This window comes from Bacillus cereus group sp. Bc031, assembly GCF_027716265.1.
GTDB lineage: Bacteria > Bacillota > Bacilli > Bacillales > Bacillaceae_G > Bacillus_A > Bacillus_A paranthracis.
Map to the genome: position 1 here is coordinate 47,567 of NZ_JAQFUL010000001.1, position 17,458 is coordinate 65,024.

The window sequence follows — 17,458 nt, forward strand, 5'->3', positions numbered from 1 at the left end:
GCTTCTTTCTTGCACCCTAGTCTCACATGACTAGGGTATTTTTATGTAAATGTTGTTATAAAAATACAAAAGTGGTAACATAAAAATCAGAAAGATGAGGGATGACGATGAGCCATTTGTTAACGATGAGTGAATTATCGGAAGTAGAAATTTCAGAAATCCTAAAAGACGCAGAAGATTTTGCGAATGGAAAAGAGAGCAAAACGACAGAGCAAACTTTTGTTGCAAACTTGTTCTTTGAGAATAGTACGAGAACGAGATTTAGCTTTGAAGTTGCTGAGAAGAGATTAGGACTTGATGTTTTAAACTTTTCAGCGGATGCATCTAGCGTACAAAAAGGAGAAACTTTATACGATACGATAAGAACACTAGAATCAATCGGAACAAAAGCAGTGGTCATCCGCCATGAGCAAGATCGCTACTTCGATGAACTAAAAGATCAGGTGAAGATCCCGATCTTAAACGCTGGAGATGGATGTGGAAACCACCCAACGCAGTGCCTACTCGACCTTCTTACAATTAAACAAGAATTTGGAAGATTTGAAGGTTTGAAGATTGCGATAGTAGGAGATGTTCGTCATAGCCGAGTAGCACGTTCGAATGCAGAAGCATTAACGAAGCTAGGTGCAACAATTTACTTTGCAAGTCCAGAAGAGTGGAAAGATGAAGACAACACATTTGGAACATACAAACCATTAGATGAACTTGTTCCGGAAGTGGATGTAATGATGCTACTTCGTGTACAACATGAGCGTCATGATCATTATGAAACAGACATTATGAAAGAGTATCATGAGAAACACGGATTAACAGTAGAAAGAGAAAAGCGTATGAAAGAAGGAAGCATTATTATGCATCCAGCTCCTGTAAACCGAGATGTTGAAATTGCAAGTGAACTTGTTGAGTGTGAGCGTTCACGCATATTTAAACAAATGGAAAATGGAGTTTACGTAAGAATGGCTGTACTAAAACGCGCCTTACCAAATGTATTAGGAGGAATGAAACATGAATTATTTGTTTAAAAATGGTCGTTATATGAATGAAGAAGGAAAAATCGTAGCAACGGATCTTCTCGTACAAGACGGTAAAATCGCTAAGGTAGCAGAAAATATTACGGCAGATAATGCTGAAGTAATCGATGTGAACGGAAAGTTAATCGCACCTGGATTAGTAGATGTACACGTACACCTTCGTGAACCAGGTGGTGAACATAAAGAAACAATTGAAACAGGTACGCTAGCAGCGGCAAAAGGTGGATTCACAACAATTTGCGCAATGCCAAATACACGCCCAGTACCAGATTGCAGAGAACATATGGAAGACTTACAAAATCGTATTAAAGAAAAAGCACATGTTAACGTACTACCATATGGAGCAATTACAGTACGTCAAGCGGGTTCTGAAATGACAGATTTCGAAACATTAAAAGAGCTTGGAGCATTTGCTTTCACTGATGACGGTGTAGGCGTACAAGATGCTAGCATGATGTTAGCTGCTATGAAGCGTGCAGCAAAACTGAATATGGCAGTAGTTGCGCACTGTGAAGAGAATACTCTTATTAATAAAGGTTGTGTACATGAAGGGAAGTTTTCTGAGAAACACGGATTAAACGGTATCCCATCAGTATGTGAATCTGTACATATTGCAAGGGATATACTGCTTGCTGAAGCGGCAGATTGTCACTATCACGTATGTCATGTAAGTACGAAAGGATCTGTACGTGTAATACGTGATGCGAAACGCGCTGGAATTAAAGTAACAGCAGAAGTAACACCCCATCACTTAGTGTTATGTGAAGATGATATCCCATCAGCTGACCCTAACTTTAAAATGAACCCACCGCTTCGTGGAAAAGAGGATCATGCAGCATTAATTGAAGGTTTATTAGATGGAACAATCGATATGATTGCAACTGATCATGCACCGCATACAGCGGAAGAGAAAGCGCAAGGAATTGAAAGAGCACCGTTCGGAATTACTGGTTTTGAAACAGCATTCCCACTTCTATACACAAACCTTGTGAAAAAAGGAATTATTACACTAGAACAGTTAATTCAATTCTTAACAGAAAAGCCAGCTGATACATTCGGCTTAGAAGCAGGTCGCCTGAAAGAAGGTAGAACAGCTGATATTACAATCATTGATTTAGAACAAGAAGAAGAGATTGATCCAACAACATTCTTATCAAAAGGAAAAAATACACCATTCGCAGGTTGGAAATGCCAAGGATGGCCGGTAATGACAATCGTTGGTGGTAAGATCGCATGGCAAAAGGAGAGTGCATTAGTATGAAAAGACAACTTATCTTAGAAGATGGAACAGTATTAATTGGAACAGGTTTCGGAGGAGAAATCGAAAAGTCAGGTGAGGTTGTATTTACAACAGGAATGACTGGATATCAAGAAACATTATCTGATCCATCATATTGCGGTCAAATTGTAACATTCACGTACCCATTAATCGGAAACTACGGCATCAACCGTGACGATTTTGAATCGATTCACCCATCTGTAAATGGTTTAATCGTAAACGAAATTTGTGATCACCCATCAAACTTCCGTAATGAAATTTCGTTAAATGACTACTTAAAAGAAAGAAACATTCCAGGATTAGCAGGAATTGATACGAGAAAATTAACGAGAAAAATTCGTCAATACGGTACATTACGCGGACGCCTTTGTAACATGGATGCAGATGTAGAATACATCGTAAGCCAATTAAAAGCGACAGTATTTACAGACCATGTAAAACGCGTATCAACGAAAGATCCATACCCAAGCCCAGGCCGCGGACATCGTGTTGTATTAGTAGACTTCGGTATGAAACATGGTATTTTAAGAGAATTAAATAAACGTGATTGTGATGTAATTGTAGTTCCTTACAACACGACAGCTGAAGAAATTTTACGCCTTAGCCCAGATGGAATTATGTTAAGTAACGGACCTGGGGATCCAAAAGATGTACCAGAAGCAATTGAAATGTTAAAAGACATTATCGGTAAAGTTCCTTTATTCGGAATTTGCCTAGGACACCAACTATTTGCTTTAGCATCTGGTGCGAATACAAGTAAGTTAAAATTCGGTCACCGTGGTTTAAACCATCCAGTAAAAAATCTTGCAACTGGAAAAGTAGCAATTACATCTCAAAACCATGGTTACGCAGTAGAAGAAGAATCAGTTGAAAATACAGAACTTGAAATTACACATGTTGCTTTAAATGATGGAACAGTAGAAGGTCTTCGTCATAAGAAGTTCCCAGCATTTACAGTTCAATACCATCCAGAAGCTTCAGCAGGACCAGAAGATGCAAATGATTTATTCGAAGATTTCTTAACAATGATTGAAAACTTCAAGAAAGAAGGGGAAGAGTTATGCCAAAACGCCTAGACATTAACACAATTTTAGTAATCGGGTCAGGACCAATTGTAATTGGGCAAGCAGCGGAGTTTGACTACTCTGGAACACAAGCTTGTCAATCTCTTAAAGAGGAAGGTTACAAAGTAATCCTTGTTAACTCTAACCCAGCGACAATTATGACAGATACTGCAACTGCAGATAAAGTATACATTGAGCCTTTAACATTAGAATTCGTAAGCCGAATCATTCGTAAAGAACGTCCAGATGCAATCTTACCAACATTAGGCGGTCAAACAGGTTTAAACATGGCTGTTGAACTTGCAAAATCAGGCGTACTTGAAGAGTGCGGAGTTGAAATTTTAGGAACAAAATTATCGGCAATCGAGCAAGCGGAAGATCGTGATTTGTTCCGTACATTAATGCAAGATTTAAATGAACCAACACCACCAAGTGAAATCATTCATAACCTTGATGAAGCATATAGCTTTGTAAACGAAATTGGTTATCCAGTAATCGTTCGTCCAGCATTCACATTAGGCGGAACGGGTGGCGGAATTTGCCATAACGAAGAAGAGTTAATTGAAATCGTAACAAGTGGTTTAAAACATAGCCCAGTAACACAATGTTTATTAGAGAAAAGTATTGCTGGTTGTAAAGAAATTGAATATGAAGTAATGCGTGATTCAAATGATAACGCGATTGTAGTATGTAACATGGAAAACATCGATCCAGTTGGTGTTCATACAGGTGATTCTATCGTTGTAGCACCGAGCCAAACGCTAAGCGACCGTGAATACCAAATGTTACGCAATACTTCATTACGAATTATTCGTGCACTAGGAATTGAAGGTGGATGTAACGTTCAGCTTGCACTAGATCCATATAGCTTCCAATACTATGTAATCGAAGTAAACCCACGTGTAAGTCGTTCATCTGCATTAGCATCTAAAGCAACTGGATATCCAATTGCGAAATTAGCAGCGAAAATTGCAGTCGGCTTAACATTAGATGAAATCGTAAACCCAGTAACACAAAAAACTTACGCTTGCTTCGAGCCAGCATTAGACTATGTTGTTTCAAAAATTCCACGCTGGCCATTTGATAAGTTTGAATCAGCGAACAGAACACTTGGAACGCAAATGAAAGCAACTGGTGAGGTTATGTCAATCGGACGTAACTTAGAAGAATCATTATTAAAAGCGGTTCGTTCTTTAGAACTTGGTATTTATCACTTAGAATTAGACCACTTAAAAGAACTTGATAAAGAAACAATGAAAAAACGCATTATTAAAGCAGATGATGAGCGACTGTTTATCGTAGCAGAAGCAATTCGTCAAGGTGTAACGAAAGAAGAGATTAACGAATGGTGTGAAATGGACTTCTTCTTCTTACAAAAAGTTGAAAATATCGTAAATATGGAACGCGAAGTAAAAGCGAATGTAGGAAATATGGAAGTACTACAAACTGCAAAAGAAATGGGCTTCAGCGATCACTACATTGCAGCAGCTTGGAACAAAACGGAGCGCGAAATTTACGATATGCGTAAAGAAAATAATATGACGCCGGTATTCAAAATGGTAGATACTTGTGCGGCAGAGTTTGAATCTGCAACACCGTATTACTACAGCACATACGCTGAGGAAAACGAATCAATTGTAACAGATCGTAAGAGTGTAGTAGTTCTAGGATCTGGTCCGATCCGCATTGGTCAAGGTGTTGAGTTTGACTATGCAACAGTTCACTCAGTATGGGCAATTAAAGAAGCTGGATATGAAGCGATTATCATTAACAATAACCCAGAAACTGTTTCAACAGACTTCAGTATTTCTGACAAATTATACTTTGAACCATTAACGATTGAAGATGTAATGCACATCATCGATTTAGAAAAACCAGAAGGTGTTATCGTTCAGTTCGGTGGACAAACGGCGATTAACTTAGCGGCAAAATTAGAAGAACATGGTGTGAAGATTTTAGGAACATCACTTGAAGACTTAGACCGTGCAGAAGATCGAGATAAATTCGAAGCTGCTTTAACAAAACTTGGTATCCCACAACCAGTTGGTAAAACAGCAACGACTGTAGAACAAGCGGTAGCAATCGCAGAAGAAATTGGTTACCCAGTATTAGTAAGACCATCTTACGTACTAGGTGGACGTGCGATGGAAATCGTATATCGTCAAGAAGAACTACTGCACTACATGAAAAATGCAGTTAAAGTTCACGCAGATCACCCAGTATTAATCGACCGTTACATGGTCGGTAAAGAAATTGAAGTAGATGCAATTTCAGACGGTGAGAATGTATTCATTCCAGGTATTATGGAACATATTGAACGCGCTGGAGTTCACTCTGGTGACTCAATTGGAGTATATCCACCACAAAGCTTATCTGAAAAATTAAAAGAACAAATTATTGAACATACAATTGCACTTGGAAAAGGATTAAACATTGTTGGATTACTAAATATCCAGTTTGTCGTATTCGAAGATCAAGTGTACGTAATTGAAGTAAATCCACGTGCGAGCCGTACAGTACCATTCTTAAGTAAAATTACAGGTGTACCAATGGCAAACGTTGCAACGAAAGTTATTCTAGGGCAAGACCTAGTAGAGCAAGGATACGGAACGGGCTATCACCCAGAAGAGAAAGAAGTATATGTAAAAGCTCCGGTATTCTCATTCGCGAAATTACGCTCAGTGGATACAACATTAGGACCTGAAATGAAATCAACAGGGGAAGTAATGGGTAAAGATTTAACGCTTGAAAAAGCATTATACAAAGGGTTAGTTGCTTCTGGAATTAACATCCCAACGCACGGATCAGTAATCATTACTGTAGCGGATAAAGATAAAGAAGAGGCGATGGAAATTGCAAAACGTTTCCATGAAATCGGCTATAACTTATTAGCAACAGCTGGAACAGCAAAATCGTTAACAGAGCAAAATATCCCAGTACAAGTTGTAAACAAAATTGATTCTGAAGACTACAACTTACTAGATATTATCCGCCAAGGAAAAGCACAGTTTGTAATCAATACATTAACAAAAGGCAAACAACCAGCGCGTGATGGTTTCCGCATTCGCCGTGAATCAGTAGAAAATGGTGTAGCTTGCTTAACATCACTTGATACAACGAGAGCAATCTTACGAGTATTAGAATCTATGACATTCTCAGCTCATTCAATGAAAGAAATTACGCAAACAAAGCGTCACGAGGTGGTACATGCATGATGCAAAAGCAAAATATGATCGTCGTTAATCAAAAAGAAATCGCAAAGAACATTTACGAATTAGTGCTTCAAGGAACTTTAGTACAGCAAATGAACGAACCAGGGCAGTTTGTACACATTAAGGTAGCAGAGGGCATTGCGCCCCTTCTGCGCCGCCCAATTAGTATTTGTAATGTAGATCAAGAGAAGAACGAATTTACAATGCTATATCGTGCGGAAGGACAAGGAACAAAAACATTAGCCACTAAAAAACAAGGTGAAATGGTAGACGTACTAGGACCATTAGGGCACGGTTTTCCTGTAGAAGAAGCAGAAGCTGGTCAAACAGCCTTACTAGTAGGTGGGGGGATTGGTGTACCACCACTTTATGAATTATCACAGCGCCTCGTTGCAAAAGGTGTACGCGTAATTCACATCTTAGGTTTTCAAACGAAAGATGTTGTTTTCTATGAAGAAAAATTTGCAGAACTTGGTGATACGTACGTTGCGACAGTAGACGGTACACACGGTACAAAAGGATTTGTCACAGATGTAATTGATCATTACGGAATTGACTTTGATATTCTTTATTCATGTGGTCCGTTAGCGATGCTTCGTGCATTAGAAGGGCGTTACAAAGAGAAAAAAGCCTATATTTCATTAGAAGAACGTATGGGCTGTGGTATTGGAGCTTGTTTCGCATGTGTATGCCACTTACAAGAAGATCCAAGTGGACATTCTTACAAGAAGGTGTGTAGCGACGGACCAGTATTTCCAATCGGGGAGGTTGTACTATGAACAGATTGCAAGTTGAATTACCAGGATTATCATTAAAAAATCCAATTATACCGGCATCTGGATGCTTTGGATTTGGTCGTGAATATGCACAGTTTTACGATTTAAGTGTACTAGGATCAATCATGATCAAAGCGACGACAGAACAACCACGCTATGGAAATCCTACGCCTCGTGTTGCTGAAACACCGGGTGGCATGTTAAATGCAATCGGACTTCAAAACCCAGGATTAGAAAAAGTAATGAATTCTGAATTACCATGGTTAGAACAATTTGACCTTCCAATCATTGCAAACGTTGCAGGTTCACAAGCTGAGGATTACGTAGCGGTTGCAAAGGAAATTTCTAAAGCGCCTAATGTCCATGCACTGGAATTAAATATTTCTTGTCCAAACGTAAAAACAGGTGGTATCGCCTTTGGTACAAATCCTGAAATTGCTGCTGATTTAACGAAGCGAGTAAAAGAGGTTTCTGAAGTACCTGTATATGTGAAGTTGTCACCGAACGTGGCAAACATTGTGGAGATTGCAAAAGCGATTGAAAATGCAGGTGCAGATGGTTTAACGATGATTAATACATTGCTTGGTATGCGTCTAGATTTAAAAACAGCTAAACCAATTTTAGCAAACCGTACAGGCGGATTATCAGGTCCTGCGATTAAGCCAGTAGCAATTCGTATGGTACATGAAGTAAGCCAAGCGGTTAACATTCCAATTATCGGAATGGGTGGTATTGAAACAGCGGAAGATGTAATTGAATTCTTCTACGCTGGCGCAAGCGCAGTTGCAGTAGGTACAGCGAACTTTATCGATCCGTTCGTATGTCCGACAATTATTGAAGAGTTACCAGCATTACTAGATGAATTAGGATTTGATCACATTTCGGAATGTCAAGGAAGGAGCTGGAAGCAAACATGTCACAGTCGTTAATCGTTGCACTAGATTTTCCGGGGAAACAAGATGTAGAACAATTCTTGCGCCACTTTGAAGGGGAAGAGTTATTTGTTAAAGTTGGTATGGAGTTATTTTACAAAGAAGGCCCTGCGATTATTTCGTACTTAAAAGAAAAAGGGCATAAGATCTTTCTAGATTTAAAACTTCATGATATTCCAAATACGGTAAAAAGCGCTATGCGTAGCCTAGCTAGTCTAGATGTTGATATGGTAAATGTTCATGCTGCTGGGGGAAGCAGCATGATGAAAGCTGCGATTGAGGGATTAGAGGAAGGTAAGCAAGAAGGAAAAGAGAGACCGATTTGTATTGCAGTTACACAACTAACAAGCACTTCGGAAGCTATGATGAAAAAAGAGATCGGCATTGAGAAAACGTTAGAAGAAGCGGTTGCTCATTATGCAAAATTAACGAAAGAAAGTGGACTGGATGGCGTTGTTTGTTCAACGCTTGAAGTTCCAAAATTACGTGAAGTATGCGGAAATGAATTTGTAACAGTAACACCGGGGATTCGTCTTGCAAGCGATGATGTAAATGACCAGGTGCGCGTAGCAACACCGAAACGTGCGAGGGAACTTGGCTCAAGCTATATCGTAGTTGGACGTAGTATTACAAAAGCAGAAAATCCGCTTGAAGCGTATAAAACAGTAAAACAACAGTGGGAAGGTGTAACAGTATGAAAAAAGAAATCGCATCGCATTTATTAGAAATTGGAGCAGTATTTTTACAACCGAATGATCCATTCACATGGTCTTCAGGTATGAAATCACCAATTTATTGTGATAACCGTTTAACTTTATCTTATCCGAAAGTACGTCAAGCGATTGCAGCTGGATTAGAAGAGTTAATTAAAGAGCACTTCCCAACTGTAGAAGTTATTGCAGGAACAGCAACTGCTGGTATTGCGCACGCGGCATGGGTAAGTGATCGTATGGATTTACCAATGTGCTACGTACGTAGTAAAGCAAAAGGTCACGGTAAAGGGAATCAAATCGAAGGAAAAGCTGAAAAAGGTCAAAAAGTTGTAGTAGTAGAAGACTTAATTTCAACTGGCGGCAGTGCAATTACATGTGTAGAAGCACTTCGCGAAGCTGGCTGTGAAGTATTAGGAATCGTATCAATCTTCACATACGAGCTAGAAGCAGGAAAAGAAAAGTTAGAAGCAGCGAACGTAGCATCATATTCTTTAAGTGATTACAGTGCATTAACTGAAGTTGCAGCAGAAAAAGGTATGATCGGACAAGCTGAAACGAAAAAATTACAAGAGTGGCGTAAAAATCCAGCTAACGAAGCTTGGATCACAGCGTAACACGAAAAAAGACGACTGCGGGGGAACGCAGTCGTTTTTTTATATTATTGTTAAAACTTCATGTAAAGTTCCATCAATATCAAAGAAAATCATATTCCTGTCTCCTTGCTAACAACTATTTAGCGTTTTCAGCAACCTCATATCCTTTCACAAACAATAGCGTCATATAAGAAACAATAAATGAGAAGATGCTGTACATGCCAACCCAAAAGAAAAATTTTGGAGTAAAGGCGATAACACCTATTATTAAAAAACTAGCAAACGTTACAATCGGCATTACGTAATACGTTTTCGTTTTGCGTGTTCCAATAACAGATACGATAAAGATAAATAACGGACAAATTAATAAGACGAAAATCAATTCATTCATAGGTATGTCCCCTTTTCTAATTGCAGTAATCTGTTTCTTATAAACGTTTTGAAATGATTACTCTCCTAATATAATTTCGCTAAGTAATAACGAATCCCTCTTGAAAACTGATCATTCATGATGAATTTTACAAGCAAAAAACGTAAGCAAGAGAACACTTGCTTACGCTATAGAATAAACATCGCAACGCTCGTGGTGACAATTAAGCCAATCATAACTGGTAAAAAGTTTCGACGTGCAAGTTCAAATGGATCGACTTTACAAATCGCAGCGGCAGGAATAAGTGCCCAAGGAATTAACGTCCCGCCCCCGGTCCATATAGCTGCAATTTGCCCGAGTGCTGTTAATGTAGCTGTTCCATGGCCAAGTGCTGTTCCGAAAAGATTGGCAATGGAACCAGCAAGTGATATACCTGAAAAACCTGATCCATCTAAGCCGGTAATGACACCAACGATAGTTAATGTCCCTGCCGATACATATTGATTTAAAGGAACAGTTTGAGATAAAGCGATGCCTAAGTCGTTAATGATTCCGTGTGAACCTTTCGGTAAATAGTCCCCGATAATTTTCACAAAGCCACTATCTCCTAAATAAAAGAGTGCAGCGATAGGAATAACTGGTCCGAAAATTTTAAAGCCAAATTGGAGCCCTTCTATAAAGTAATCGGTCGTTTTATTCAGTCCATTACCTTTGTAGGCGATGAGAGAAATGATGATAATCATAATAACAGTTGTTCCGCCGATAAGTGCAGTTGCGTCGCCTCCTTGTAGTTTAAATTGAATCATGCAAAGGATATCGATGGCATATACGATCGGAATACAAATAGCGAGCCATTTTTTTGTCCGAGTAGATAATGAAGTGAGTGTTTTAGAAGACGCAGTTGATGAAATAGACTCTTGTATAGATAAGCCTGTATGAAATTCTTTTCGTAAGAAGAAAAAAGCGACGGAAGTTGTCACAATGCCCATAATGATAACGAGTGGAACACTTGCAGAAACAACGCTAGAAACAGGAAGACCAGCAGCGTCTGCGGTTAATTTTGGTGCGCCTTGTATAACGAAGTCGCCGGATAAAGCAATCCCATGACCGAATAAGTTCATAGCAATTGCCACTCCAATTGGCGGAAGGCCGACACGTACAGCAACCGGTAATAAAATAGCTCCCATTAAGGCAACAGCTGGAGAAGGCCAAAAGAAGAAAGAAATTGTCATCATCAAAAGACCGATAATCCAGTAGGCGAGGGTAGGGGTACGAATCATCTTTGTAAATGGTGAAATCATTGTATCATTTATGCCAGTATGAACGAGTAAATTGCTCATGGATACGATAATGGAAATGATTAATATAGTTGGTAATAGCTCAGTAATAGCGTAAATAAAACTTTGAAAAATGCCGCTAACGGCAAGAGGGATAGAACTTGTAGCAGTTAATGCTAATAAAAAGATGAAAACGATACAAATAATCGTCGTATCCTTTCGGAAAATAAAAAAGGTAATAATGGTGAGTAAACAAATAACATAGAGAGCGTGTAATAGCGTTAATTCAACTCCCATAACATTCACATCCTTTAGGCATTCGTGTAGTTTATTGTATGAAAGTAGGGAGAGTATGTGAGTATAGGAAACCGAAAAACCAAAATTTCATGTACCGTAGTGGCAAGGTTAAAAAAATGGATGTTAAAATACAATTAATCCTAAAAATGGAATTAAAGGAGGGCTTATGCGCAAAATAATTGGGTTTTGGGGCTTTATTCTCTCTTGTAGTCTATTAATCATTTTAAATTTGTTTACAAGCAATGAATGGATCAGTATTATACCTGTTTTTGGGTTTGTACTTATACTTTTATATAACTGGGATGATATGAAACAATATAGCAAGAAAAGTATTGGAATTATGATAGGTATCATCGTTGTTTGTTCATTATTCGTAGGAGTTATTTTAATAGAGGGTCAGAAACAAATGAAGAAAATGTCTATTTTTCAAGAATGGATGTCGTCTGCAAAAAGTCTTTATATTGTAATTGTAGTAGTTATTTTTCTAAGAATTGTTATAAGCATAGCAAGTTACATATTAAAGGAGAAGTAGAATGGGGGAGTACGAATGAGAGAGAAAATAGGTTATTATGGTGTGCTCGTTTGTTTACTATTATCAGTTATTTCAGGGCAATTTTTAAAAAGTGAATGGGTACCAGTTATATTATGTATAGGAGTATTGATTTTTGCTCCTATGTATCGCTGGGATGAGTGGAAAGCATATAGCCGAAAAAAGAAAATTGTATTCAGTATTGAGTTTGTCATGATAATTAGTACGATTCCGTTTTTGTTACTGAAGGGAAATGAGATAATAGATGGAATTGTAATGTTTCAAGGGTGGTTATTTATTACGAAATTGCTATATTTAATTTGCATTTTAATGTTGGTAGCGGTAGTCACTAAAACAGTAAATGAAAAGCTATTCGTTAATGAATAATAGAAGAAAGTGCCACCTTATCTGGTGGCACTTTCTTACTTTATTGAATGAGCTTTTTGCATCTTCTTAATTAAACGAATTTGTCCGCGATGATTGATTTCATCTTCAAATACGTGAAACCACTTAAAATAGTTATTTGCTTGTTTGTCATACCAAAAGTCTGTCGTTTTAAACAGCCATTCATCAGGTAACGATTGGAATGTTTCAATTGTTTTGGAACGTACTTCTTGTAATGTATCAATATAAAATTCTATAGAGTTTCCTTTTATTTCCTTACGTCCAAGAGCTTCTAACTCGAGGCCAGGTAACCATCTTTCTAGTTCGGCCTCCGTTGGTTCGCGGTCTTCAAAAGTATGAATCTGGTAGTAAAATTCAACAGCAGCCATGTGATATAATAGCATGCCGATTGAATTTGCTTCCTCATTATATAAATAATCAAGTTCTTCCATTGTTAAATCTTCCACCGCTTGCATTGTTGTATAGCGAGCGTAATTCATCATGGAAACTAGTTTGGAAAATTCAGGATGTAAACCATCTATTTTATCGATTACAAAGTTCAATTACAATTCCCCCTCTTGAAACGAATACTCCAGAGAAGGAATTCTATGTGCAGAGAAAAAATCCTGTTGGAAATTTCAAAATATTAACAAGGGATTACAATTAGTTCTCTATTTGATTTTGTAATAACTTCATATCCGTCTTTTGTAATGACAATATCATCTTCAATTCTACAACCGCCCCAGTTCGGTATGTAAATACCTGGTTCAACTGTAACGACCATACCCTCTTCTAAAGTAGCCTTACTTTCTTGGGATAGGCGGAGAGGTTCATGAATTTCTAATCCAAGACCATGACCAGTAGAATGTCCAAAATATTGACCGTATCCATGCTCAGTAATGTAGTTTCTCGTTATATCATCGATACGTTTTGCAGTTTCTCCAGGTTTAATCGCTTCAGTCCCGCGTTTTAATGCTTCAAGTACAATATTGTATATCTTTTTGAATTCTTCTGATGGTTCCCCGATTACTACAGTACGTGTTATATCGGAACAATATCCGTCGTAAAGTGCACCGAAATCTAATGTAACGATGTCGCCTCGTTCAATTATTTTATTTGATGCAACTCCATGTGGAAGGGAAGAACGAACACCAGAAGCTACAATAATTTGAAATGATGAAGATGCAGCACCTTTTTTTCGCATGAAAAACTCTAATTCATCTCGTACAGTATTTTCACTTATTCCTGGTTTTAGAAACGTAAGAATGTGGTGAAATGCTTCGTCCGCAATATTAGCTGCAATTTTCATTATTTCTATTTCAGGCGTGTCTTTAATGATACGAATATTTTCGATAATTTCGCAAACTTGAATCATTTCCGCCTGTACGTACTTTTGCAAGTTTTTATATTGTTGCAATGTCATGTTGTTTTCTTCAATTCCGAGTTTTTGAATGTTTAATTTTGACACTTGATTTGCAACTTCTTCCTCTAAATTTCCTTTATGCATAATAATTTCAGCATCTTTTATTTGTGATTTTGCTTGATCTACATAGCGGAAATCTGTTATAAAAACAGCTTGATCGGCAGAGATTAAGACGGCGCCAGCACTACCTGTAAAGCCTGTTGCATATTGGCGGTTTTCTTTTTTTGTAATAAGTAACCCGTCAATTACGTACTTATGTAGTTGTTTTTGGATATTAGTTATTCTTATATTCATTTTAATGCCTCCTTTTTATATTTAATAAAGCAAAACTTGTGCCAATATACTTATTGACAATAAAAGAGAAGCGGGAGTTTTGTGTCAAAAAACCTAGACAAATATAAAATGAGGATGTCAAAAATTTATACAGTAATGTAAACTTGCTTATTATAATCTTTCAATTCTAATATTATATTTTTTGTATAAATAAATGGTGATAATTGGTATAATAAGAGGTCGTTATGTTTTCTTGTAGATAAAGGTGCGTAACGAATAAATAGGAATAAGGAATGTGAGTATATGAAGAAATTAAGTAAAGTCATGTCATTTTGCTTCGCTGCTAGTATGCTAGTTGTAACAGGGTGTGAAAAAAGTGAAATCAAAGTTCAAGCAAATGAAACGATTGAACAGCTTGATGAAGCCCCAGAAGTGACAGAAAAAGAAGCGAAAAAGATTGTAAGAAAGAGTGTAGATGCAATAGCAAATGCATTTAGTGAGATGGAAAAAGAAAATGGATGGAGTCGAAATAATCCAGGAGATTTGGCGACAGCGAAAAAAGGAGTTAAGGGATTGGTTACAGAAAAATTTGTAGAGAACCAGCTTCCTAATTCGCTTGAAACATTTAATAGATCTAGAGAGACAGATATGTTGCCATTCCCTATTAATATTGAACCAGAAATGAGATTAACGTATACACAGAAAGATAAAAATTTAACGATTGAAACGATTATACCTTCAAATGATATGGGAAATGAAGCAGAGATATGGGAATTTATTTTCGTTTATAAAGATGGAAAATGGTTAATGGATAAATGGTCATCGCATACACCGAGAGATTTAAAACTTACGAAGGAAGAAGCTAGTGAGTTTCTGAAAATTCGAGGCTTTAAGAATGTCGATTTTGTTAAAGAGGAGAACAGTGGTGACAAAAAATATATTTTTAAAGAAAATGCTAGATTAATTGCTGTAGATGCAAAAACATCGGTTATTACATATGATTTAGATGAGCAAAAGCAGGAAAAAGAAACGAAAGAAAATAATAGTCAAGAACACGAAAACATTAAGGAAAATAGCATGAGTACGCATGCTATTTCTAAAGAAGAGAAGCAGACTAAAAAAGAAACTTCGTCAGCAGTAGGTAAAACTAAAGTTTTAAATGAGTTAGCGGCTCTAGAAAACCAAGAAAAACATACAAATGTCATGTCAACAAATGACATAGTAAATGAAATAGAAGGAAATTATGAACTGTGGGATAATAAACTAAATGAAATTTACAGTACATTAAAAAATACGATGTCCCCTGATGCATTTCAGTCATTAAAAACGAAACAAATTGCGTGGGTTAAAGAAAAGGAAAGTAAGGTTAAAGCAATTGGTACTGATACAAATAACGGGACGATGAGACGTATAGATGCTTCAGAAGAGAAATACAAGATGACAAAAGAAAGATGTTATGAATTAGTGAATGGGTATATGAACTAGTTGGAACGAATAAAAAAATGCGCTGCTTATAAGCAACGCATTTTTTTATTTAAGCTTTTAATTTCATTACAGTATCAGCATCGGGTGTTACATAAACAGTTTGCTGATTGTCGTACGTAACAAAACCAAGTTTTGCACCACTCGGTTTTTTCACATGGCGTATTTTGGTGAAATCAACAGGTACAGAACTAGACTCTTTTGCTTTACTGTAATAAGCAGCAATTTTGGCAGCTTCTAGTAAAGTTTCTTCAGCAGGTTCTAAAGAACGAATGACAACGTGAGAACCAGGTATATCTTTCGTATGTAACCAAATTTCATCACGACGGGCAAATTTCGTTGTTAAATAATCATTTTGTTTATTGTTTTTACCGACGAAAATCTCTGTGCCATCACTTGCTACATATTTATCTAATACTGGTTTAGTAGGCTTTTTCTTTCCGTTTTTCGTTTTACGATTGCGCATATAACCTTCTTCAGCTAATTCCTCACGAATTTCTTCAATATCTTTTGAAGAAGCAGCTTCCATTTGTTGAAGTAAGCTATCAAAATAAAGAATTTCTTCCTTTGTTTTTTCGATTTGTTCTTCTACAACAACAACGGAATTTTTCGCTTTTTGGTACTTTTGGAAATAGCGTTGTGCATTTTCAGATGGCGTTTTTAAAGGATCTAATGCGATCTTTACAGTTCCGCCATTTTCATCATAATAGTTAACGACTTCAATATCTTTATCGCCTTTTTTCAAAGCGTACATATTGGCTGTAAGTAGTTCTCCAAATAGTTGATATTTATCTGCTTTTCCAGCATCTTGTAATGTTTTTTCTAGTTTAATGAGTTTTTTCTCATTTTTATTTTTTTCGTTTTGCATAAAGCGCTCTAAATCATGAGCTTGTTGTTTTACACGGTCACGCTCTGCTTTTCCAAAAAAGAAACGGTCTAGCAATTCACTAACAGATGAGAATGTCTTGTCTTCTCCAGCTAAGTGCGCAAGAGGGAAAAGATAAAAGAATTCTTTCCCATTTGAAGTAGTCATTGTTGGTGAATATGTATGAGTTAATAATGGTTTTTGTATGGAGAAAAATGCGTCAGCTAATGCTTTTTCATTTACCATACCTGCTTTTTTCACTACTTCTTTTGCGAATAACGGTGATATTCCGGTAAAGGTTCCGACTAGCTGTTTATCCATGTTTCCAGATAGAAAGTCCAGCGGTCTAATAAATTCATCATTTGTTTCGATCTGAAGTGGGTTAATTTTATGTTGTGCTGGTGGTGCAATATATTCAGCTCCAGCGTATACAGTTCGATGTCGGTTTACTGCTAAGGAAACGTGTTTTAAGCTATCTAAAATATTGTTTGTTTTTGTGTCTACTAAAATGATGTTACTATGTCGTCCCATAATTTCAATTACTAATGTTTTTAGCGATTCATCACCAATTTCATTTCTGCTACGAACGGTAATTTGAATAATACGCTCTAAATCAATTTGTTCAATTTTTTCAATGAATCCACCTTCTAAATGCTTACGAAGAAGCATACAGAACATTGGCGGAAGTGCAGGTGAATCATAATTTTGATTTGTTAAGTGTAAACGTGCATATGTCGGATGAGCGGAAAGAATCAGTTTTTGATTTTTTCCGTTTGCTCGAATATGTAATAAAATCTCGTATTTTGAAGGTTGATATATTTTTGAAATTCTTCCCGTGTAAAGAGAATTTGCAATTTCATGTGTAATCGCTCTTGTAAATAATCCATCGAATGCCATAAATGAACACTCCTTTCTAACTAAAAGTTAATTATAGCATTTTTTTGGACGAGGCTGAATA

At 37.1% G+C, this 17,458-nt stretch carries 16 protein-coding genes; 11 read left to right on the plus strand and 5 right to left on the minus strand.

Annotated features, from left to right (window positions below):
- Positions 1 to 107: 107 nt before the first annotated feature.
- The 8 genes from pyrB to pyrE are packed head-to-tail and all read left to right on the plus strand — an operon-like array spanning position 108 to position 9,621.
- The gene (pyrB, locus tag PDQ33_RS00255; RefSeq protein WP_061131593.1) at positions 108 to 1,022 is read left to right on the plus strand and encodes an aspartate carbamoyltransferase; all 915 of its coding nucleotides are present in this window, start codon (positions 108 to 110) and stop codon (positions 1,020 to 1,022) included.
- Positions 1,006 to 2,292 (plus strand): dihydroorotase, encoded by a 1,287-nt coding sequence (gene pyrC / locus PDQ33_RS00260; RefSeq protein ID WP_001108374.1) that lies wholly within the window; start codon positions 1,006 to 1,008, stop codon positions 2,290 to 2,292. Before pyrB ends, pyrC begins: the two co-directional genes overlap by 17 nt.
- Positions 2,289 to 3,386 carry a carbamoyl phosphate synthase small subunit gene (locus PDQ33_RS00265; RefSeq protein ID WP_000828682.1) on the plus strand — a complete coding sequence of 366 codons (1,098 nt, stop codon included), beginning with the start codon at positions 2,289 to 2,291 and terminating at the stop codon, positions 3,384 to 3,386. The genes pyrC and PDQ33_RS00265 overlap by 4 nt, the downstream gene beginning before the upstream one ends.
- A complete protein-coding gene (carB, locus tag PDQ33_RS00270; RefSeq protein WP_061131594.1) occupies positions 3,371 to 6,589 on the plus strand; it encodes a carbamoyl-phosphate synthase large subunit in 3,219 nt (1,072 codons plus the stop codon). Before PDQ33_RS00265 ends, carB begins: the two co-directional genes overlap by 16 nt.
- On the plus strand, positions 6,586 to 7,365 hold the full coding sequence (pyrK, locus tag PDQ33_RS00275) for a dihydroorotate oxidase B electron transfer subunit (protein WP_000983352.1): 780 nt from the start codon (positions 6,586 to 6,588) through the stop codon (positions 7,363 to 7,365). Before carB ends, pyrK begins: the two co-directional genes overlap by 4 nt.
- Positions 7,362 to 8,291 carry a dihydroorotate oxidase B catalytic subunit gene (gene pyrD / locus PDQ33_RS00280; protein ID WP_001081057.1) on the plus strand — a complete coding sequence of 310 codons (930 nt, stop codon included), beginning with the start codon at positions 7,362 to 7,364 and terminating at the stop codon, positions 8,289 to 8,291. Before pyrK ends, pyrD begins: the two co-directional genes overlap by 4 nt.
- Positions 8,276 to 8,992 carry an orotidine-5'-phosphate decarboxylase gene (pyrF, locus tag PDQ33_RS00285; protein WP_061131595.1) on the plus strand — a complete coding sequence of 239 codons (717 nt, stop codon included), beginning with the start codon at positions 8,276 to 8,278 and terminating at the stop codon, positions 8,990 to 8,992. The genes pyrD and pyrF overlap by 16 nt, the downstream gene beginning before the upstream one ends.
- Positions 8,989 to 9,621: an orotate phosphoribosyltransferase gene (pyrE, locus tag PDQ33_RS00290; protein WP_000711449.1), complete on the plus strand. Its 633-nt coding sequence runs from the start codon at positions 8,989 to 8,991 to the stop codon at positions 9,619 to 9,621. Before pyrF ends, pyrE begins: the two co-directional genes overlap by 4 nt.
- Positions 9,622 to 9,736: 115 nt before the next feature.
- Here pyrE and PDQ33_RS00295 read toward each other — a convergent pair whose 3' ends face one another.
- Complete coding sequence (locus PDQ33_RS00295) at positions 9,737 to 9,991, minus strand: YbeF family protein (RefSeq protein ID WP_001003915.1); 255 nt, start codon at positions 9,989 to 9,991, stop codon at positions 9,737 to 9,739.
- 167 nt (positions 9,992 to 10,158) lie between these two features.
- Positions 10,159 to 11,544 carry a hypothetical protein gene (locus tag PDQ33_RS00300; RefSeq protein ID WP_270754431.1) on the minus strand — a complete coding sequence of 462 codons (1,386 nt, stop codon included), beginning with the start codon at positions 11,542 to 11,544 and terminating at the stop codon, positions 10,159 to 10,161.
- Positions 11,545 to 11,710: 166 nt separating this feature from the next.
- Between PDQ33_RS00300 and PDQ33_RS00305 the strand changes: the two genes are divergently transcribed.
- Positions 11,711 to 12,076: a YoqO family protein gene (locus PDQ33_RS00305; RefSeq protein WP_001226108.1), complete on the plus strand. Its 366-nt coding sequence runs from the start codon at positions 11,711 to 11,713 to the stop codon at positions 12,074 to 12,076.
- 15 nt (positions 12,077 to 12,091) lie between these two features.
- A complete protein-coding gene (locus PDQ33_RS00310; protein WP_001208265.1) occupies positions 12,092 to 12,460 on the plus strand; it encodes a YoqO family protein in 369 nt (122 codons plus the stop codon).
- A gap of 35 nt (positions 12,461 to 12,495) precedes the next feature.
- On the opposite strand, the gene PDQ33_RS00315 is transcribed toward PDQ33_RS00310, so the two are convergent.
- On the minus strand, positions 12,496 to 13,020 hold the full coding sequence (locus PDQ33_RS00315; RefSeq protein ID WP_270754430.1) for a DinB family protein: 525 nt from the start codon (positions 13,018 to 13,020) through the stop codon (positions 12,496 to 12,498).
- 83 nt (positions 13,021 to 13,103) lie between these two features.
- Positions 13,104 to 14,174 carry a M24 family metallopeptidase gene (locus PDQ33_RS00320; RefSeq protein ID WP_061131597.1) on the minus strand — a complete coding sequence of 357 codons (1,071 nt, stop codon included), beginning with the start codon at positions 14,172 to 14,174 and terminating at the stop codon, positions 13,104 to 13,106.
- A gap of 282 nt (positions 14,175 to 14,456) precedes the next feature.
- On the opposite strand from PDQ33_RS00320, the gene PDQ33_RS00325 reads away from it, so the two are divergent.
- A complete protein-coding gene (locus tag PDQ33_RS00325; protein ID WP_000736514.1) occupies positions 14,457 to 15,638 on the plus strand; it encodes a lysozyme inhibitor LprI family protein in 1,182 nt (393 codons plus the stop codon).
- Positions 15,639 to 15,687: 49 nt separating this feature from the next.
- Here the strand turns inward: PDQ33_RS00325 and PDQ33_RS00330 are convergent, their stop codons facing one another.
- Positions 15,688 to 17,397 carry an Rqc2 family fibronectin-binding protein gene (locus PDQ33_RS00330; protein ID WP_000863254.1) on the minus strand — a complete coding sequence of 570 codons (1,710 nt, stop codon included), beginning with the start codon at positions 17,395 to 17,397 and terminating at the stop codon, positions 15,688 to 15,690.
- Between the last annotated feature and the right edge of the window lie 61 nt (positions 17,398 to 17,458).

Excerpts from the sequence above, each read along its gene's own strand:
- PDQ33_RS00330 (WP_000863254.1), bottom strand. The coding sequence starts at position 17,397 with ATGGCATTCGATGGATTATTTACAAGAGCGATTACACATGAAATTGCA.
- pyrB (WP_061131593.1), top strand. The coding sequence starts at position 108 with ATGAGCCATTTGTTAACGATGAGTGAATTATCGGAAGTAGAAATTTCA.
- PDQ33_RS00305 (WP_001226108.1), top strand. The coding sequence starts at position 11,711 with ATGCGCAAAATAATTGGGTTTTGGGGCTTTATTCTCTCTTGTAGTCTA.
- PDQ33_RS00320 (WP_061131597.1), bottom strand. The coding sequence starts at position 14,174 with ATGAATATAAGAATAACTAATATCCAAAAACAACTACATAAGTACGTA.
- pyrF (WP_061131595.1), top strand. The coding sequence starts at position 8,276 with ATGTCACAGTCGTTAATCGTTGCACTAGATTTTCCGGGGAAACAAGAT.
- pyrE (WP_000711449.1), top strand. The coding sequence starts at position 8,989 with ATGAAAAAAGAAATCGCATCGCATTTATTAGAAATTGGAGCAGTATTT.
- pyrD (WP_001081057.1), top strand. The coding sequence starts at position 7,362 with ATGAACAGATTGCAAGTTGAATTACCAGGATTATCATTAAAAAATCCA.
- pyrC (WP_001108374.1), top strand. The coding sequence starts at position 1,006 with ATGAATTATTTGTTTAAAAATGGTCGTTATATGAATGAAGAAGGAAAA.
- PDQ33_RS00310 (WP_001208265.1), top strand. The coding sequence starts at position 12,092 with ATGAGAGAGAAAATAGGTTATTATGGTGTGCTCGTTTGTTTACTATTA.
- PDQ33_RS00265 (WP_000828682.1), top strand. The coding sequence starts at position 2,289 with ATGAAAAGACAACTTATCTTAGAAGATGGAACAGTATTAATTGGAACA.
- PDQ33_RS00300 (WP_270754431.1), bottom strand. The coding sequence starts at position 11,544 with ATGGGAGTTGAATTAACGCTATTACACGCTCTCTATGTTATTTGTTTA.
- PDQ33_RS00295 (WP_001003915.1), bottom strand. The coding sequence starts at position 9,991 with ATGAATGAATTGATTTTCGTCTTATTAATTTGTCCGTTATTTATCTTT.
- carB (WP_061131594.1), top strand. The coding sequence starts at position 3,371 with ATGCCAAAACGCCTAGACATTAACACAATTTTAGTAATCGGGTCAGGA.
- pyrK (WP_000983352.1), top strand. The coding sequence starts at position 6,586 with ATGATGCAAAAGCAAAATATGATCGTCGTTAATCAAAAAGAAATCGCA.
- PDQ33_RS00325 (WP_000736514.1), top strand. The coding sequence starts at position 14,457 with ATGAAGAAATTAAGTAAAGTCATGTCATTTTGCTTCGCTGCTAGTATG.